Below are 18,803 nucleotides of genomic sequence, written 5' to 3'. Positions count from 1 at the left end.
CCGCGGCGACAGCGACCGTGGGCCGCGTGGTGGGGACCGGGAAGGTTTCCGGCCGCGTGGGGACCGCGAGGGCGGCGGCTTCCGGGGGAATCGCGACGGCGGTTTCCGGGGCGGCGACGGCGATCGTGGGCCGCGTCGCGAAGGTGGCTTCCGTGGCGACCGCGACGGTGAGCGTGGGCCGCGTGGCGGGGACCGCGAGGGGTTCCGGCCGCGTGGGGACCGTGAGAGCGGCGGCTTCCGGGGCGACCGTGAGCGTGGCGGGTTCGGGGGGCGTGAGAGTGGCGGCTTCCGTAACGAGCGGGGCGGCGACCGGCAGGGAGGTGCGCGGGAGTGGCGTGCCGAGCGCGGGGAGCGGCCGGCGTTCGGGCGGGACCGCGCGGGTGCCGGTCCGGACCGCGGTGGGCGGCCCTGGCGGGACGAGCGCGGTGAGCGTGGATCCCGGGAGGGCCGGCCGGGCGGGCGTTCCGAGGGGCGGCCGTGGCGGGAGCGAAGCGACGACAGCCTCGCCGACGGGCGACCGCACGGCGCCGCTGAGGCGGATGCCGAAGCCCCCGACGAGGCCGTCACGCGGGATCTCGACCTGCCGGAGGACATCGATCCGCGCGAGCTGGACCCGCAGGTTCGCCAGGAGCTGCGTTCGCTGAACCCGATCGTCGCCGCCGACGTCGCCAAGCGGCTCGTCGCCAGCGGGCACCTGCTCGACGAGGATCCCGAGGTGGCGTTGGCGCACGCGCTCGTGGCCCGGCGCAAGGCGTCCCGGCTCGCGTCCGTGCGGGAAGCCGTCGGCATCGCGGCGTACCACTCCGGCGAGTGGGCCACCGCCATCACCGAACTGCGTACCTACCACCGGATCGCCGGCAAGCAGACCCACCTGGCCGTGATCGCCGACTGCGAACGCGCGCTGGGCCGGCCGGAGAAGGCCGTCGACATCTACCGGAACACCACGCCCGGCAGCCTGGAGCCCGACGAGGCCGTCGAACTGCTCATGGTCGCCGCCGGTGCGCGTGGCGACATGGGCCAGACGGCGGCCGCCGTGGCGATGCTGCAACTGCCGGACCTCGAGAACGACGACCTGCCCTGGGTTGCGCGGCTGCGGTACGCCTACGCCGACGCGCTGCTGGCGGCGGAACGGCGGGACGAGGCGCGGGCGTGGTTCGCGCGGGCGGCCGAGGCCGACGCGGACCTGGTCACCGACGCCGCCGAACGCCTCCTCGAACTCGACGGCGTGGTGCTGGAAGACGAGGACGACGACGAGTCCGACGCGCCGTCCGAGGCGGCGGCCGGGGGCGACTCCGACGCGGGCGCATCCGCGGACGGGCCGGTCGGGGAGTCGGACGACGAGGACGACCTCGACGCCGACGAGGACAGCGACGCTCCGGTCGACGAGTACGACGACGACGAGGACGACGACGAAGACGAGGACAGCGACGCTCCGGTCGACGAGTACGACGACGACGAGGACGACGAGGACGAGGACGACGAGGACGGCTTTGACGACGGTCCCGTCGATGAGTTGGACGACGACGCCGACGAGGACGATGTCGACGGGCCGGTCGATGAGTTGGACGTCGACGACGAGGACGGCTCCGAGGACGAGGACGGCTTTGACGACGGTCCCGTCGATGAGTTGGACGACGACACCGACGACGATGACGACGTCGACGGGCCGGTCGACGAGTTGGCCGACGCCGACGCCGATGACGCCGTAGACGCGGATGACGCCGATGACGACGGGGATGTCGCGGGTGGGGCGGTCGACGGGCTGAGCGACGACATCGACGACGACTGGGCCGACGATGAAGACGATGATGCCGATGACGACGACCCCGAGGACCGGGACGTTCGGGCCGGCGACGTGCCGGCCGGGGCGGCACGTGGCGACGCGGACGGGTCCGTGGCACGCGACGGTGCGGCCGACGGGCGGACCAACGGGGTCGCGGGCACGACCGCCGGCGGCGCCGCGGGGCTGGCGGTGCGGTTCACCGGCGGGGACGAGTAAATGAGCGACGCGCTGGTCGACCGGTACGACCTGTTCGTGTTCGACCTCGACGGGGTGGTCTACGTCGGCAGCGAGGCGGTTCCGGGGGCGGTGCCGGCGCTGCGGCGGCTGCGGGAGCGGGGCGCGGGCGTCGCCTACGCCACCAACAACGCGTCGCGCCGCGCGCCGGCCGTTGCCGAGCTGATCAGTGGGCTCGGCGCGCCGGCCGACGCCGATGAGGTGATCACCGCCGCGCAGGCCACCGCCAGGGTGCTGGCCGCGCGGTTGGAGGCCGGGAGCCGTGTGCTGATCGTGGGCGCCGACGCCCTCGCCGACGAGGTGACCGACGTGGGGTTGGTGGCCGTTCGGTCGGCTGATGAGAAGCCGGTCGCCGTGGTGCAGGGATACGGGCCGGAGGTCGGCTGGAAGCAGCTCGCCGAGGGCTGCGTCGCCGTGCTGGGCGGGGCGCTCTGGATCGCCACCAACGGGGACCGGACCCTGCCGTCGCCGCGCGGCCCGCTGCCGGGGAACGGGGCGCTCGTCGCCGCCCTGGCCACCGCCGTGGGCCGGCAGCCCGATCTGGTGGTGGGCAAGCCGGAGCCGGCGCTGTTCGAGGACGCGGCGCGGCTGCGTGGCGCGCAGCGGCCGATCGTGGTCGGCGACCGGCTGGACACCGACATCGAGGGCGCCAACCGGGCCGGCATGGACAGCCTGCTGGTGCTGACCGGCGTCACGCGGCCCGAGGATCTGCGGGACGTGCCGCCGGAGCACCGGCCGACGTTCGTGGCGCCCGATCTCGGCGGGCTCTTCGACGACTCGGCCGTCCCGTTCGAGGAGTTCGGGAAGTCCGAGTAGCTCGGGAGGAGCGCGGGGGCTACAGCAGCTTCTGGAGCTTGAGCAGGTCGAACACGCCCGCCTTGACCTTGAGGCGGCCGTCCCGGAACGCCTTGCCGCCGTCCAGCGTGCCGTTGGCCAGGCCCACCAGGTCGTCGCTGCCGATGATCAGGCGGATCTTGGCGTTGGGGTCGTCGCCGTCGGCGAGGTCCTGGATGCGGCTGTCCTTGAGCCGGCCGTGGAAACCGGTGCCCAGGTCGGTGAGTGTGCACCCCAGGGAGCGGTCGAGGTCGACCTTGTTGCCGCTCGCGGCGAACTTCGCCGAGAGCTGCTCCAGCGCGGTGCGGCATTCGTCCAGCGTGGCCACGGGGATCTCCTCGAAGGTCGGCGTGGGAGGATCTCGAACGCTACCGCACACGACGGCATCGGCTCTGGGTAGCGTGGTGGCCTTACGAGAGGAGGCGCTCATGCGGCAGGACGCCTGGCGCGCGTACGCGGAGATCGTGCTCGGGATGACCGAGGCGTCCCGGAAGCGGGCGACGAAGGTCGCCAAGCAGTTCCTCGGCAAGGGCGGTGCGACGGCCGAACAGGTGCAGGCGTTCGCCGATGAGCTCTTCAAGGCCGGTGTGGCCAACCGCGAGCAGCTGACGCAGGTCGTTCGATCGGAATTGGATCGGGCGCTCGCACGGGTGGGTCTCGCGAAGGCCGAGGAGGTCGCGACGCTGGAATCCCGGGTCAAGGACCTCGAGGCGCAGCTCGCGACCCGGGAGACGACGGCGGCCGCGCAGAAGTCGGCCGAGGAGGCGCGGGTCGAGGTCGCGGCGGCGACCGGGGTCGGCGCACCCGTGCGGACGGTCGCCAAGAAGACCGTGGCGAAGAAGGCGGTCGTGGCGAAGAAGGCGCCCGGTTCGGCGGAACCCCTCGCCACCGTGGAGGTCGTGCCCACCGCCGCCACCGGCACCACCGCCAAGGCCGACGCCGCGGCGAAGGTCGCGCCGGTGAAGAAGACGGTCGCGAAGAAGGCCGTCGCGAAGAAGACCACCGCCGGGCCCGCCTCGGCGCAGCTGCCGGTCAAGAAGGCGGCCCCGCGGAAGTCCACGGGCGGCGCGCAGTGAGCGACGGCGAGGCCACCGGCCACCCGCGCGTGGACGCCGCGATGGCGGAGCTGGAACGCGTCGCGTCGCGGCCGCCGGCCGACCAGATCGCCGGCTACACCCACGTGCACCGCGAACTCCACGAGACCTTGGCCGAGCTGGACGAGGAGCGCTGACCGGGCCGGATGGCGCGACGCAACCGCCTCGACAAGGAACTGGTCAGGCGCGGCCTCGTCCGCTCCCGTGAGCAGGCCGCGGAACTCGTCACCGACGGGCGGGTCGAGGTGCGCGGGCTGGTGACGCTCAAGCCCGCCGCCATGGTCGACCCGGCCGACCCGGTGCGCATCGTCGGCGACGGCCCCGAGTACGTGTCGCGGGGCGGCCACAAGCTCGCCGGCGCGCTCGACGACTTCGCCGCCGCGGGATTGAGCGTGACCGGCCGGCGTTGCCTGGACGCCGGCGCGTCCACCGGCGGCTTCACCGACGTGCTGCTGCGGCGCGGTGCGTCCGAGGTGGTGGCCGTGGATGTCGGATACGGTGAGTTGGCCTGGTCGTTGCGGACCGACGAACGGGTGCGCCTGTTCGAGCGTACTAACGTGCGTACGCTCACCGCCGACGCCGTCGGCGGGCCGGCGGAGCTGACCGTGGCCGATCTGTCGTTCATCTCGCTGCGGCTGGTCCTGCCGGCACTAGCCGAATGCACCACGGGAGATCTGGTACCGATGGTCAAGCCGCAGTTCGAGGTCGGGAAGGGCCGGGTCGGACCCGGCGGGGTGGTGCGGGAGCCCGCGCTGCGCGCGGAAGCCGTGCTGTCGGTCGCGTCGAGCGCGGCCGAGCTCGGGTTCGGCGTGGCCGGCGTGACGCGCAGCCCGCTGCCCGGGCCCTCCGGCAACGTGGAGTTCTTCCTGTGGCTGCGGCGCGGTGCGCCCGCGGTCGACCCCGCGCTGGTGGAGGCCGCCGTCAATGGCTGACCGTGAGGCGCTTCTCGTCACGCACACCGGCCGTCAGCGCAGCACCTCGCACGCCCGGACCGTGGCCGCCGACCTGATCAAGGCCGGGTTCCTGGTGCGGGTGATGGCGGAGGAGGCGGGCGAGCTGGACCTGCCGGGGGTGGTGCCGGTTCAGGGGCGGCACGCGGCCGAGGGCACGGAGATCGTGTTCGCGTTGGGCGGGGACGGCACGTTCCTGCGCGCGGCCGAACTGGCCCGGCCGGCCAAGGTGCCGCTGCTCGGGATCAACCTGGGCAAGGTCGGGTTCCTCGCCGAGGCGGAGATCGCCGACCTGGACTCCGCCGTGCGGGACGTGGTGGCGCGAAACTACACCGTCGACGAGCGGTTCACGCTGGACGTGCTGATGGAGTGCGACGGGCAGGTGACCGCGCGTTCGTGGGCGCTCAACGAGGTGTCCGTGGAGAAGAGCGCGCGGGAACGCATGCTCGAGGTGATGGTCGATGTGGACGGCCGGCCGCTGTCCCGGTACGGCTGCGACGGCGTGGTGGTGGCGACGCCGACGGGGTCGACGGCCTACGCGTTCTCGGCGGGCGGGCCGGTGGTCTGGCCGGACGTGCAGGCGATGCTGCTGGTGCCGATCAGTGCGCACGCGCTGTTCAGCCGACCGTTGATCACCGCTCCGGAGTCGACGATCTCGATCACCGTGGCGCCGTACACGACCTCGGCGCTGGCCTCGTGCGACGGGCGGCGGGTGTTCAACCTCACGCCGGGCGCCGTGGTGACCGTGCGGCAGGGCGACGTGCCGGTGCGGGTGGTGCGCCTCAAGCGGGACCCGTTCACGGATCGGCTGGTGGCGAAGTTCGGGCTGCCGGTGGACGGGTGGCGCTTGCGGTCGAAGCCGCCGACGGCGGGCTGAGCCCGGCGAGCTTTGGTTCGCCCCGTTTTGTCCGCGCCAGAACTGCAAGATCGGCGGAAACCGGGCGGTGCGAGCGGGGCGCCACGAGCGAGCTGTCATACCCCGGGGTTAGTGTGCTGGGCGTGCTGGAGGAGCTCCGCATCACCGGACTGGGCGTCATCTCGGACGCCACGCTGCCCTTGGGGCCCGGCCTCACCGTCATCACGGGTGAGACCGGGGCCGGAAAGACCATGGTCGTCACCAGCCTCAACCTCCTGTTCGGCGGTCGCGCCGACGGTGGGCGGGTGCGGGCCGACCCGGGTCGTGCCGTGGTCGAGGGCCGGTTACGGCTGGCCGGGGCCATCGGGCCGGGTGTGCAGGCACGCGTGGTCGAGGCCGGCGGCGAGGTCGACGACGACGGGACGGTGCTGCTCAGCCGCACGGTGACCGCGGAGGGCCGGTCCCGCGCGCACGTCGGTGGGCGCGCGGCGCCGGTGGCCGTTCTCGCCGAAGTGGGCGGAGCGGTCGTGGCCGTGCACGGCCAGTCGGACCAGCTGCGGCTCCTGCGTCCGGCCGAGCAGCGCGGCGCGCTGGACCGCTTCGCCGGCGAGGCGCACGAGAAACTGCTGGAGGGCTACGCCGAGCGGTACGGGCAGTGGCGCGCGGTCAGCGACGACCTGGACAACCGCCGGCGCACCGCCCGCGAGCGCAACCAGGAGGCCGACCTGCTGCGGCTGGGCCTCGACGAGATCACCCGGGTCGATCCGCAGGCGGGCGAGGACGACGCGCTCAAGGCGGAGGCGCAGCGGCTGGAGCACGTCGAGGGGCTGCGCACCGCCGCGCAGGTCGCGTACCTGGCGATCGCCGGCAGCGGCGACGACTCGCCGGACGCCAGCGGGATGATCTCGACGGCCCGCCGCACGCTGGAGGGCCAGTCGGGCGTCGACCAGTCGCTCGGCGACCTGGCCGGCCGGCTGGAGGAGGCGGGCACGCTCGTCGCCGACGTGGCGCTCGAGCTGGCCGGCTACCTGGACAATCTGGACGCCGACCCGGCCCGCCTGCAGGCGGTCTACGAGCGGCGGGCCGCGCTGCGCGGGCTGACCCGCAAGTACGCCGAGGATGTCGACGGCGTCATCGAGTGGGCCGAGCGGGCCAAGGCCAAGCTCGCCGAGCTGGACACCTCCGACGAGCTGCTGGAGGAGCTGGACCGGGAGCGGATCCGGCTCGCCGGCGAGGTCGCGGAGCTGGCCGGGAAGCTGTCGGCGTCGCGGCGCGAGGCGTCGGACCGGTTCAGCGAGGCGGTCACCACCGAGCTGGCCGGGTTGGCGATGCCGCACGCGCGGGTGCAGTTCGTGATCTCGCCGAAGCCGGCCAATCCGCCGGTGCTGACCGTCGAGGGTCGGGAGACCGGCGTGGGGCCGGACGGCGCCGACGACGTGGAGCTGCGGCTGCTGGCCCATCCGGGTGCGCCGCCGCTGCCGCTGCAGAAGGGCGCCTCCGGTGGCGAGCTGTCCCGGGTGATGTTGGCCATCGAGGTCGTCTTCGCCGGGGTGGGCGGCCCGCCGACGCTGGTGTTCGACGAGGTCGACGCCGGGGTGGGCGGCCGTGCGGCGGTCGAGATCGGCAAGCGGCTGAGCCGGTTGGCGCGTGATCACCAGGTGCTGGTGGTGACGCACCTGCCGCAGGTGGCGGCGTTCGCGGACCGGCATCTGGTGGTGGTCAAGGACACCGGCGGGGCGGTCACGACGAGCGGCGTGCAGCGGGTCGAGGACACCGACCGGGCGCGCGAGTTGGCGCGGATGCTGGCCGGTATGCCGGACTCGGACCTGGGCATCGCGCACGCCGAGGAGCTGTTGGCGGTGGCGAGCCGGGAGAAAGCAGCACGTTAAGCCATAAAGCCCACTGTTAAGAACATTTCGGTCACAGGGTGCGAGTCATGCTGAGCGGATTCGCTCCGGCGTGCCAGGATGGTTCACGATGCGTCTTCCTTCCTTGCGACGGAACAGGCCCGCCGAGGCGGGCGAACTGGCCGGCACCGCGCGCCTCGACCGGCGCACCAAGCGGCTGGTGGGGCGACTGCGCCCGGGTGACATCGCCGTCATCGACCATGTAGACCTCGACCGCGTGGCCGCCGACTCGCTCGTGGCCGTCGGGGTCGCCGCGGTGCTCAACGCGAAGCCGTCGATCTCCGGCCGTTACCCCAACCTCGGTCCCGAGGTGCTGATCCAGGCCGGCGTGCCGCTCATCGACGACCTCGGCGACGAGCTGTTCGAGAAGCTGCGCGAGGGCGACGGCGTTCGCATCGAAGGGGACAAGGTCTTCTCCGGTGACGAGCCGGTTGCCGAGGGTCGCCGGCACGACGCCGAGACCGTGGCAGAGGCCATGGCGGCGGCGCGTGAAGGCCTGTCGGTGCAGCTCGAGGCGTTCACCGCCAACACGATGGAGTACCTCAAGCAGGAGCGGGACCTGCTCCTCGACGGCGTCGGTGTGCCGGACGTCAAGACGCGTATCAACGGGCGACACTGCCTCATCGTCGTGCGCGGCTACGACTACAAGGCCGACATCGACGTGCTGCGGCCGTACATCCGGGAGTTCAAGCCGGTCCTCATCGGGGTGGACGGCGGGGCCGACGCCCTGGTCGAGGCCGGTTACACGCCCGACATGATCATCGGTGACATGGACTCGGTCTCCGACGACGTGCTGCGCTGCGGCGCCGAGGTCATCGTGCACGCCTACCCCGACGGGCGCGCGCCGGGGCTGGCCCGGGTGCAGCAGTTGGGTGTGCCGGCGATGACGTTCCCGGCGGCGGCCACGAGCGAGGACATCGCCATGCTGCTCGCCGACGACAAGGGCGCCGAGCTCATCGTGGCGGTGGGCACGCACTACACGCTCGTCGAGTTCATGGACAAGGGACGCGGCGGTGCGGCATCCACGTTCATCACCCGGCTCAAGGTCGGCGGTAAGCTGGTCGACGCCAAGGGGGTGAGCCGGCTGTACCGGCAGAATCTGTCGACGTCCTCCCTGGTGCTGCTGGTGCTCTCCGCGATCGTCGCGATGGGGGCCGCGGTGGCGATGTCCACCATGAGCAAGGCCTACCTCGGGGTCCTGGCCGAGTGGTGGGACAACTTGATGTTCGAGCTCTTCTCGTAGCTCACCCGACGCGTTAGGCCGGTTTCGTGATCAACTTTCGGTACCACGTCGTGTCGCTGACGGCGGTCTTCCTCGCGGTGGCCCTCGGGCTGGTGGTCGGGACGGCCGCGTTCAACGGGCCCGCCGCCGAGGAGCTGTCCGACCAGGTCAGCAGCATGCGCAAGCAGAACGACGCGTATCGCACCCAGCTCGACGACCTCAAGGAGGCGGCCGAGCAGGAGGAGCAGTGGGCCACCGACGCAATGCCGTACATGGTCGCCGACAAGCTGGTCAACCGCCGCGTTCTGCTGGTCACCACCTCCGAGGTCGACAAGGCGTACGTGGACGGCATCACCACCGCGCTCACCACCAACGGCGCGAAGATCACCGGCCGGTTGACCCTGCAGAAGAAGTTCGTCGAGCCGGGCAGCAACCAGGCCCTGCTGGAACTGGGCGACCTCGTGCAGCCGACGAGCGTCACCGGCCTGCCGTCCAACAGCAACGGCGTGGAGACCTCCGCCGCGCTGCTCGGCGCCGTGCTGCTCGACCGGCCCGCCGCGATCCCGGCCGACGACCGGCGCAAGGTGCTCTCCGGCTACACCAACGGCGCGTTCGTGACGCCGGCGCCGGAGCCGACCGCGCCGGCCGAGGTCACGCTCGTGCTGACCGGCAACCCGTACGCCGACAAGGAGGGCGCGAAGCTCAACGCGGCCCTGAAGACGTTCGTGGAGCAGTTCGACAAGGCGGGTCCGATCGTGGTCGCCGGCAGCGGGACCGGCGGCGACGGCAACCTGCTCGCCGCGATCCGGGACGACGCGACGCTGGTCAAGCAGGTCTCCACGGTCGACTACGTGGCCTCGCCGAAGGGGCGGGTGGCGACGTTGCTGGCGCTGAAGGAGCAGCTCGACGGGCAGGCCGGTCACTACGGACTGGGCGGGGGCGCGACGTCGCTGCTGCCGCGCCTGGCGGGGGCGCGCAATGGGTCCTGAGCTTCCCGCGAGGTCCGGGGTCGGTGCGGGTCATGGCGCGTAGGCCGCTCGCCGGGAAGACGAAGCGGCGTGGGCGGGGTCGGCTGATCTCCGCTGTGGTGGGGGCGTTCGCCGCGCAGGCCGCCGTCCGGGGTGTGCTCAGCGTGCCCGACTACCGGGAGGCGCTCGCCCGCACCAACTTCCGGGGCCACGAGGTGAGCCTGGCTGGCGGGATCGGACTCGCCGCCGGGGCCGGGGTCGCCGCCGCCGTCGCCGGGGGACCGGTCGGCGCGGCCGCCGCGATCGCCGGCCTGGGCGCCGGGGCGGTCGGGGCCTACGACGACATCGTGGGGGCGCGGCCGGAGCACGGCGGGGCCAAGGGCTTCCGCGGGCATCTCAGGGCGTTGCGGGAGGGGCGGGTCACCACCGGCCTCGTGAAGATCGCCGGGATCGGGGCCGCGGGGCTCGCCGCCGCCGCGCTGCTGGAGCACCGCCGGGCGCGGGGCTTCGGTGCGGCCGCGGGGGCCGGTGCGCCGGCCGGTCGCGGAGCCTTCGGGAGCGGCGCGGGGAGGTCGGCCGCCCGGGGAGCCTTCGGGCGCGGCGTCGGTGTGCCGGCCGGGCGCGGGGCGGGCCGCCGTGGCGGCGCCTTGTCGAGCGCGGGCCGCCGGGGCGCCGAGGACCGCGCTGCGCGTGGGAGCGGGGTGCCGCGGTCGATCGCCGGGGCGGTCGCCGACGTCGCCGTCTCCGGGGCGCTGATCGCCGGGACCGCCAACCTGTTCAACCTCTTCGACCTGCGGCCCGGCCGGGCGCTCAAGGTCGGCCTCATGGTGGGGGCGCCGCTCGCCGTGGCGGGCCCCGGTGCGCCGGTCGCCGCCGCCGCGGCGGGTGCGGCCGCCGCCGCCCTTCCCGATGACCTGGGCGAACGCACGATGCTCGGCGACGCCGGCGCCAACGCCCTGGGCGCCGTGCTGGGTACCGCGCTGGCTGCCCGTTCGGGGCGGAAGGCGCGGCTGGCGCTGCTGGCCGGGGTGGTCGGGTTGACGGCCGCCAGTGAGAAGGTCAGCTTCACCAAGGTCATCGAGAACACGCCGCCGTTGCGCGCACTGGACCGCCTGGGCCGCCGCTCCGGCTGACCCCGGGCCGACCCCGCGCGCAAGATCGCTACGTGCTACGGAAGGGTGTCCCCCGGGAACGCCTTCCCGTAAAAGTGACGATCTTTCAGGAGAGCCGCGTGAAGTTCGGGTCCGCCGCCGCGCTCATCGGCGGGCTCACGCTGCTCAGCAGGCTCGCCGGGTTCGGGCGGATCCTGGTCTTCACCTGGGCGGTGGGCGCCGGCCCGCTCGGTGACGTGTACCAGGCGGTCAACACCGTGCCGAACATCGTCTTCGAGATCGTCGCCGGCGGTGCGCTCGCCTCGCTCGTGGTGCCCGTGATCGCCGCGCCGCTGGCCGCCGGGGACCGCGAACGGGTCGCCGCCACCGCCGGCGCCCTGCTGACCTGGGTGCTGGCGCTGCTGGTGCCGGTGGCGGTGGTGGTGGCGTTCGCGGCGGGGCCGATCGTGTCGCTCGTCGCGTCCGGGGCCGACCCCACGGAGCGGGCGCTCGGCGTGAACATGCTGCGCATCTTCGCCCCGCAGCTGCCCCTGTACGGGGCGGGCATCGTGCTGACCGGGCTGCTGCAGGCGCATCGGCGGTTCGCGTGGCCGGTGATCGCGCCGCTGCTGTCGAGCATCACCGTCTCGGGCGCCTATCTCGCGTTCGCGGCTGTCGCCGGCCGGGCGCCGGGCGTGGACGCCGTGGGACCCGGTGGGCTGACGGTGCTCGCCGGCGGGACCACGCTCGCCGTGGCGGTGCTGACGCTGTGCCTGGTGGTGCCGGTTCGGCGGTTGGGCGTCGGGCTGCGGCCGGGCTTCGCGCTCGGCGAGGTGGCCGGGCCGGTGCGCCGGTTGGCGGTGGCCGGCGCGGTGACCGTCGGCACGCAGCAGGCCGGGCTCGCGCTGGTCGTCGTCCTGGCCTACGGGGGGCCGCCCGGGTCGGTGGTGCTGTACAACCTGGCGCAGACGATGTTCCTGCTGCCGTGGGCGGTGTTGGCGGTGCCGGTCGCGACGTCGGCGTTCCCCGAGCTGGCGCAGCGGCACGCCACCGGCGACCGGGCCGGGTTCGGGCGGGTGACCGCGCGGGCGCTGCGGGCCGTGCTGCTCGCGGGGGCGTTCGGGTCCGCCGTGCTGATCTCCGTGGCCCCCGACGCCGCCGTCGTCCTCGCCTCCCTTTCGCGGGAACGCCCGGAGCCCACCGCCCTCTCCGCCGCCATGATCGCGTTCGCCCCGGGGTTGGTGGGCTACGGCCTGTTCGCGCTGCTCTCGCGGGTGCTGTATGCCCGGCAGGCGCCCGGAGCGGCGGCCGCCGCCACGGCGGTCGGCTGGGCGGTGGCGGCCGGGGCGGCGCTGGCGCTGGCGTTCGGGCTGCCGGTGGCGGACCGGGTGGCGGCGCTCGCCGGCGGGAACACCGTCGGCATGCTCGTGCTCGGTGTGCTCCTGCTCGCGGCGGTGTACCGGGCAGCCGGCCGCGACGCCCTCGACGGGGCGCCGCGCGCCTTCGCCGCCGGGATCGCCGGGGCGGCTGTCGGGGTCGGCCTGGCCTTCGCCGCGCGCACCGTCGTCGAGCCGAACGGCTCCGTGCCGGGCGCGATCGCGCACGGGACCGTGGGCGCGCTGCTCGCGACGGCGGGCTTCCTGGCGGTCGCCTACCTGCTCGACCGCCGCGACCTCGGCCCACCGGCGGCGGGACTCCTGCGCCGCGTGCGCCGCACCCGCCCCGCCGAGCCCGCGCCGGCCGACGCGCCGTGAACCCCTCGCACGCCGATCTTGCAGTTGTGGTGGGCGCATAGCGGAGCGAACTCGGGCACGTCGGGCGCCACAACTGCAAGATCGGCGGGGCGTGGGGGACCAAACGGGTGGACGTGCCGCGCGGGGCGGGGGTGTGGAGCCGGTAGGTTCGCAGGCGACAACGACGACCCGGGGGAGAGACGCGGCGTGGTGGCACGGGTGGGGCTGGTGTTGGCCTCCAGTACCGGCGGGGTCGGGCGGCACCTCGCCTCGCTGGCCGCGGGACTGGTCGCGGACGGGGTCGAGGTGACCGTGTTCGGGCCGGCGGCGACCGGCCGGGACTTCGGGTTCGCCGGGCTCGGGGCCGGGTTCGTGCCGGTGGAGATCCCGGCCACGCCGCAGCCGAGGGACGCGCTCGCCGTGCGGGCGTTGGGCCGGGGGATCGCCGCGACGCGGCCGCAGGTGCTGCACGCCCACGGGCTGCGCGCCGGGCTGGTCGCCGGCCTCGCCCGGGGCAGGACGCTGCCGTTCGTCGTCACCTGGCACAACCAGGTCATGGGGTCCGGGCTGCGCAGGCTGCTGCTCGGGCCGCCGGAGCGGTACGTGGCGCGGGCCGCCGACGTGACCCTCGGGGCCTCCAGCGACCTTGTCGAACGGGTGCGTGCCCTCGGCGGGCGGGACGTGCGGCTGGCGCCCGTCGCCGCGCCCGACCTGCCGCCGCCGTCCCGGGGCCGGGAGGCGGTGCGGGCGGAGTTCGGGGTGGCCGAGGGGCGGCCGCTGGTGCTGTGCGTGGGGCGGTTGCATCCGCAGAAGCGGCACGACGTGCTCATCGACGCCGCCGTCCGGATGACGAGCAAGCCGGTCGTGGTGATCGCGGGGAGCGGGCCCGAACACGACGTTCTCGCCGCGCGGATCGCGCAGACCAACGCGCCCGTGGTGCTCGCCGGGCACCGGGACGACGTCAACGATCTGCTCGGCGCGGCCGACCTGGCCGTGGTAGCCAGCGACTGGGAGGCGCGGCAGCTGTTCGCGCAGGAGGCGCTGCGGGCCGGTGTGCCGCTGGTCGCCACGCGCGTCGGCGGGCTGCCCGAGCTGGTGGGCGACGCCGCCGTGTGGATCCCGGCCGGCGACGCCGTGGCCCTGGCACACGCCGTCGACGACCTTCTGGGCGATCCGGCCCGACTTCGGATGTTCCATCAAAAAAGCCTGGAAACGGCGAGGAGCTGGCCGACGGAGGCCGGGACGGTCGCACAGGTGCTGGGGGTCTACCGGGAGCTCGCGCCGTGAAGCGGATGCTGCCGGTCCTCATCGCGCTCGGCGCGGCCCTGATCGGGATGCTGTCGCTGCTGCCGCAGCCGAGCGCCGAACCGGTGCTCGACTCCGCCGAACGCGTCATCCTCGTCGGCGCGCCCGGGCTGCGCTGGGACGACGTGTCGCCGGTGGAGACGCCGACGCTGTGGGCGTTCGCGCGCAAGGGGTCGGTCGGGGCGCTCACCGTCCGCTCCGGGCGCAGCCCGACGTGCCCGGTCGACGGGTGGCTGACCCTCGGCGCCGGCAACTACGCGCGCGGTGGGCCGGACCCGGTCGACGGGGTGTGCCCGCTGACGTATCCGACGCTGGTGCGCACCGACGCCGGGGCGAAACTCGACAAGTCGGAGCACGACGCGATCGTCGAGGACAACAAGGAACACACCGCCGGCGTCGAACTCGGCGCCCTGTCGGAGTCGGCGCGCTGCACGGCCGCGGTCGGGCCCGGCGCGGCGGTGGCGGCGGCGCGGCCGTTCGGGCGGATCGACCGGTACGCCCCCGAGGCCGGGCCCGGCATGCGCGAACTGCTCGACGCGTGCGTGCTCTCCTTCGTCGACCTCGGCACCATCGACGGCGAGGGCACCGAACGGATCGTCGCCGCCCGGCAGGCCGACGCGGTGCTCGCGGCGGTGCTCGCCACCCGGCCGGAACGTTCGCTGGTGATCGTCGCGGGGCTGTCGGACACCGGCGACGCGTCCCGGCTGCACGTGGTGGTGGCGCAGGGGCCGGGGTTCGGGCCGGGGTGGCTCAGTTCGCCGTCGACCGGGCGGGAAGGGTACGTGCGGCTGATCGACCTCGCGCCGACCGCGCTGCGGGCGTTGGGGCGGCCGGTGCCGGGGCAGCTGTTCGTCGGCGCCGCCGCCAACCCGAGCGCGGGCCGGCCGACCGACGTGGACGACGCGGTGGGGCGGCTCGCCGACGCCGACCGGCTCGCCGGGGCACAGCGACGCGTGTCGACGCTCTTCTTCGCCGGGCTGACCGTGGCGCAGCTGGTCCTGTTCGTGCTGGTGTTCCTGATGCTGCGGCGGGACACCGTCGACGAACGGGTCTGCTGGGCGCTGACCGCCGCGGCGGTGGCCGTTCCGGCGGCGATGGTGACCGACATCGTCCCCTGGTGGCGGGCGAGTCGACCCGGGCTGAGCTTCGTGCTGATCTTCGCGGCGGTGCTGGGCCTGGTGACGGCCGCGACCGTGCGGCTGACCCGGGGGAGCGGCGCGCTCGGGCCGCTCGGCGGGGTCACCGGTGCGGTGGCGTTCGCGGTCGGGGTCGACGTGCTCACCGGCGCGCGGCTGCAACTCGACGGCGTCACCGGCTACTCCGCCCTCGCCGGCGGCCGCTACACCGGCATCGGCACGATCGGGCTGGGCGTGTTCGTCGGTGCGGTGCTGTTCGCCGCGGCGAGCGTGGCCCAACGCGTCGGCCGGTCGTGGCGGCCGGTGGTGGTGGCCGTGATCGGCACCGTGGCGGTCGTCACGGTCGGTAGCCCGCACTTCGGGGCCGACGCCGGCGGCGCTGTCGGATTCACGGCGGGCGTGTGCGTCGCCGCGGCCATGTCCTCGGGCGGGTGGCTCACCGGCCGCCGGCTCTCCTGGGCGGTGGTCGCCGCGTCGGCGCTGACGGTGGCGTTCGCGCTGATCGATCTGAACCGTCCCGTCGACCGGCGCGGCAGCGTGGGGCGGTTCCTCGCGCACATCGGCGACGGGACCTCCGGGCTGGTCGTCAACCGCAACGGCGCCTCGAGCGTGGTCACCACGCTGACCAGCCCGTTGACGCTGCTGGTGATCGGCGGGGTGGCGTTCCTGTGGCTGGCGCAGGTGCGCGCGTGGGGCGGGCTGCGGCGGGTGTTCGGGCTCTTCCCGGCCGTGCGGGGGGCGTTCGCCGGGACCGTGGTCGCGTCGCTGCTCGCCGGCGTGGTCGACGGCGTGGGCCTGAACGTCCTCGGTGCCGCGCTCGCCGTGGTGCTGCCGTTGACCGTTCTGGCGTTGCTGCGGGTGCGCATCGGAACGACCCCGGATCGCCCGATCAGGGAGCGCCTACCCGTTTAGGCCGTGTGTCGAAGTGGCTGGCCGGCCTGCGGCGGACTCAGACGCCGCCTGGCCGCACGCCGGTCACACCCGGATACGACACCGGTATCGGGCGCGCCCGGCGCTCACCCAGACGACGCCTGAGCCTCGCCTCGGCTCGACCGACCACTTCGACACGCGGCCTGAAGGGCAGTGTCGCGCGACCACGGGCGGTGCTGGTGTTACTGTGAAATCCCGTGGACCGCGGTCCCACCCTTCACCACCTACGTGCGGACACCACGGGAGCGGCATTGGCCTCAACGGCTAGGACGACCAGGCACATCTTCGTCACCGGAGGCGTCGCCTCCTCACTCGGCAAAGGGCTGACGGCATCGTCGCTCGGCAACCTGCTGAGTGCCAGGGGACTACGGGTGGTGATGCAGAAGCTCGACCCGTATCTCAACGTCGACCCTGGCACCATGAACCCGTTCCAGCACGGCGAGGTCTTCGTCACCGACGACGGGGCCGAGACCGACCTGGACATCGGGCACTACGAGCGGTTCCTCGACCGGGATCTCTCCGGCAACGCCAACGTCACCACCGGGCAGGTCTACTCGGCGGTCATCGCCAAGGAGCGCCGCGGCGAGTATCTCGGCGACACGGTGCAGGTCATCCCGCACGTCACCAACGAGATCAAGGCGCGCATCCGGGCGATGGCGGAGCCGGACGGCGGGCTCATCCCCGACGTGGTGATCACCGAGGTCGGCGGCACGGTCGGCGACATCGAGTCGCTGCCGTTCCTCGAGGCGATCCGGCAGATCCGCCACGACATCGGCCGGGAGAACTGCTTCTTCCTGCACGTGTCGCTGGTGCCCTACCTGGCGCCGAGCGGGGAACTGAAGACCAAGCCGACCCAGCACTCGGTCGCCCAGCTGCGCAACATCGGTATCCAGCCGGACGCGATCGTGTGCCGCAGCGACCGGGAGATCCCGGACAAGCTCAAGCACAAGCTGTCGCTCTACTGCGACGTGGACCGGGAAGCGGTCATCGCCGCTCCGGACGCGCCGAGCATCTACGACATCCCGCGGGTGCTGCACGACGAGGGCCTCGACGCGTTCGTGGTGCGGCGGCTGAACCTGTCGTTCCGGGACGTCGACTGGCGGCGCTGGGACGACCTGCTCAAGCGGGTTCACCACCCGCGCCAGACGGTCACCGTGGCGCTGGTCGGCAAGTACGTCGACCTGCCCGACGCGTACCTGTCGGTGTCGGAGGCGATCCGGGCGGGCGGGTTCGCGCACCGGGCCCGGGTGGAGATCCGCTGGGTCCCCAGCGACTCGTGCGAGACCCCGGCCGGGGCCGCGGCGGCGCTCTCCGGCGTGCACGGCGTGGTCGTCCCGGGCGGGTTCGGCGTGCGGGGCATCGAGGGCAAGATCGGCGCCGTCCGGTACGCCCGCGAGAACGGCATCCCGACGCTGGGCCTCTGCCTCGGGCTGCAGTGCATGACGATCGAGGTGCTGCGCCACCTGGGCGACGTGCCGGAGGCCAACTCGGCGGAGTTCGACGCCGACACCAAGCACCCGGTGATCTCCACGATGGCCGATCAGGAGGACATCGTCGCGGGCAAGGGCGACCTGGGCGGGACGATGCGGCTCGGGGCGTACCCGGCGCGGCTGGAGCCCGGTTCGCTGGTGGCCAAGGCGTACGACAGCACCTCCGTGAGCGAACGCCACCGGCACCGCTACGAGGTCAACAACTCCTACCGGGAGGCGATGACCAGGGCCGGGCTGAACATCTCGGGCACGTCGCCGGACGGCCGGCTGGTCGAGTTCGTCGAACTGGACCGGGCCCTGCACCCGTTCTTCGTCGCCACCCAGGCGCACCCGGAGCTGAAGAGCCGGCCGCACAAGGCGCACCCGCTGTTCGCGGCGTTCGTGGGGGCGGCCGTGGAGTATCTGGCCCAGGACCGGCTGCCGATCAACCTGCCGCCGGCCGAACTGTCGGACGACGAGCGGACCGCGGGCGAGCCTGACGGTTCTGCCGTCCCGGCTCAGGTGCGGATGCCAGGATGAAGCCCGGTCTTTTGACTTCGCGCGGGAGGCGGCAGTGAGCGGACGCTTGCGGGAGCGAACCATGGGGCACTGTGCGCTTGTGTCTCAGGGCGCCGGGGAGCGAAGCGAGGCGGCGTCATGAGTGTCAAGGGGTACGAGGTGTTGAACACCACCGAGCGTGCCGCCAACAGGGTGTTCCGGCTGATCACCGACGAGGTCAAGATGCCCGACGGTGACACGGCCGAACGCGATTACCTGCGCCACATCGGCGCGGTGGGCGTGGTCGCGATCAACCAGGACGGCGAGGTGGCGCTGATCCGTCAGTACCGCCACCCGTTGCGGCGCCGCCTCTGGGAGCTGCCGGCCGGGCTGATCGACGTCGAGGGTGAGCCGCTGGTGGAGGCGGCGAAGCGGGAGTTGGCCGAGGAGGCCGACCTGCGGGCCGCCCAGTGGGACCTGCTGGTCGACGCCAACCCGAGCCCGGGCTGCTCGGACGAGGTGATCCGGCTGTTCCTGGCGCGGGATCTCTCGTACGTGCCGCAGGAGGACCGGCACGAGCGCACGCACGAGGAGGCCGGGCTGGTGGTGCGGCACGTGCCGCTCACCGAGGCGGTCGACATGGTGCTCTCCGGCGAGATCACCAATGCCGCGTGCATGATCGGGCTGCTGACCGCCGCCCGGTACAAGTCCTACGGGTGGGCGGGTCTGCGCAAGGTCGACGAGCCGCTCAAACGATAGTTTTCTGCGACGGTCCGCCGTGGTGCGGACCGTC

Annotated in this window: 16 protein-coding genes; 15 read left to right on the top strand and 1 reads right to left on the bottom strand. The window is 73.5% G+C overall.

Going from position 1 to position 18,803, the window contains the following annotated elements:
• Together Val02_RS44190 and Val02_RS44185 are read left to right on the top strand one after the other, a co-directional pair.
• The coding region (locus tag Val02_RS44190; protein WP_203905367.1) for a hypothetical protein at positions 1-1,999 on the top strand (1,999 nt) is incomplete at its 5' end.
• Positions 2,000-2,833: an HAD-IIA family hydrolase gene (locus Val02_RS44185; protein WP_203905366.1), complete on the top strand. Its 834-nt coding sequence runs from the start codon at positions 2,000-2,002 to the stop codon at positions 2,831-2,833. It abuts the gene before it with no gap.
• 19 nt (positions 2,834-2,852) lie between these two features.
• Here Val02_RS44185 and Val02_RS44180 read toward each other — a convergent pair whose 3' ends face one another.
• Entirely contained in the window at positions 2,853-3,179 is a 327-nt protein-coding gene (locus Val02_RS44180) for an SCP2 sterol-binding domain-containing protein (protein ID WP_203905365.1), read from the bottom strand.
• Positions 3,180-3,279: 100 nt separating this feature from the next.
• Between Val02_RS44180 and Val02_RS44175 the strand changes: the two genes are divergently transcribed.
• From Val02_RS44175 to Val02_RS44115, 13 genes are all read left to right on the top strand, one after another.
• Positions 3,280-3,927, top strand: a complete 648-nt coding sequence (locus tag Val02_RS44175) for a phasin family protein (RefSeq protein WP_203905364.1) — start codon at positions 3,280-3,282, stop codon at positions 3,925-3,927.
• The gene (locus Val02_RS44170) at positions 3,924-4,082 is read left to right on the top strand and encodes a hypothetical protein (RefSeq protein WP_203905368.1); all 159 of its coding nucleotides are present in this window, start codon (positions 3,924-3,926) and stop codon (positions 4,080-4,082) included. The genes Val02_RS44175 and Val02_RS44170 overlap by 4 nt, the downstream gene beginning before the upstream one ends.
• A gap of 9 nt (positions 4,083-4,091) precedes the next feature.
• Positions 4,092-4,877: a TlyA family RNA methyltransferase gene (locus tag Val02_RS44165; RefSeq protein ID WP_203905363.1), complete on the top strand. Its 786-nt coding sequence runs from the start codon at positions 4,092-4,094 to the stop codon at positions 4,875-4,877.
• Entirely contained in the window at positions 4,870-5,772 is a 903-nt protein-coding gene (locus Val02_RS44160) for an NAD kinase (RefSeq protein ID WP_203905362.1), read from the top strand. The genes Val02_RS44165 and Val02_RS44160 overlap by 8 nt, the downstream gene beginning before the upstream one ends.
• Before the next feature lie 122 nt (positions 5,773-5,894).
• Positions 5,895-7,640, top strand: coding sequence for a DNA repair protein RecN (gene recN / locus Val02_RS44155; RefSeq protein ID WP_203905361.1), 1,746 nt, complete (start codon positions 5,895-5,897; stop codon positions 7,638-7,640).
• A gap of 88 nt (positions 7,641-7,728) precedes the next feature.
• Positions 7,729-8,901, top strand: a complete 1,173-nt coding sequence (gene steA / locus Val02_RS44150; RefSeq protein ID WP_203905360.1) for a putative cytokinetic ring protein SteA — start codon at positions 7,729-7,731, stop codon at positions 8,899-8,901.
• A gap of 26 nt (positions 8,902-8,927) precedes the next feature.
• The gene (locus tag Val02_RS44145) at positions 8,928-9,869 is read left to right on the top strand and encodes a copper transporter (protein ID WP_203905359.1); all 942 of its coding nucleotides are present in this window, start codon (positions 8,928-8,930) and stop codon (positions 9,867-9,869) included.
• A 32-nt stretch (positions 9,870-9,901) separates the two neighbouring features.
• Complete coding sequence (locus tag Val02_RS44140; protein ID WP_203905358.1) at positions 9,902-10,981, top strand: hypothetical protein; 1,080 nt, start codon at positions 9,902-9,904, stop codon at positions 10,979-10,981.
• Between the two features lie 98 nt (positions 10,982-11,079).
• Positions 11,080-12,693 carry a murein biosynthesis integral membrane protein MurJ gene (murJ, locus tag Val02_RS44135; protein ID WP_203905357.1) on the top strand — a complete coding sequence of 538 codons (1,614 nt, stop codon included), beginning with the start codon at positions 11,080-11,082 and terminating at the stop codon, positions 12,691-12,693.
• A 186-nt stretch (positions 12,694-12,879) separates the two neighbouring features.
• On the top strand, positions 12,880-13,959 hold the full coding sequence (locus tag Val02_RS44130) for a glycosyltransferase family 4 protein (protein ID WP_203905356.1): 1,080 nt from the start codon (positions 12,880-12,882) through the stop codon (positions 13,957-13,959).
• A complete protein-coding gene (locus tag Val02_RS44125) occupies positions 13,956-16,025 on the top strand; it encodes a hypothetical protein (protein WP_203905355.1) in 2,070 nt (689 codons plus the stop codon). Before Val02_RS44130 ends, Val02_RS44125 begins: the two co-directional genes overlap by 4 nt.
• A 269-nt stretch (positions 16,026-16,294) precedes the next feature.
• Positions 16,295-18,052, top strand: a complete 1,758-nt coding sequence (gene pyrG, locus Val02_RS44120) for a CTP synthase (protein ID WP_203905354.1) — start codon at positions 16,295-16,297, stop codon at positions 18,050-18,052.
• Positions 18,053-18,169: 117 nt separating this feature from the next.
• Positions 18,170-18,769 carry an NUDIX domain-containing protein gene (locus Val02_RS44115; RefSeq protein ID WP_203905353.1) on the top strand — a complete coding sequence of 200 codons (600 nt, stop codon included), beginning with the start codon at positions 18,170-18,172 and terminating at the stop codon, positions 18,767-18,769.
• The last annotated feature ends 34 nt before the right edge of the window (positions 18,770-18,803 follow it).

Source organism: Virgisporangium aliadipatigenens (assembly GCF_016863615.1).
Lineage (GTDB): Bacteria > Actinomycetota > Actinomycetes > Mycobacteriales > Micromonosporaceae > Virgisporangium > Virgisporangium aliadipatigenens.
The sequence above is the reverse complement of the archived record's forward strand: the minus strand, read 5'-3'. Positions and strand labels throughout refer to the sequence as shown.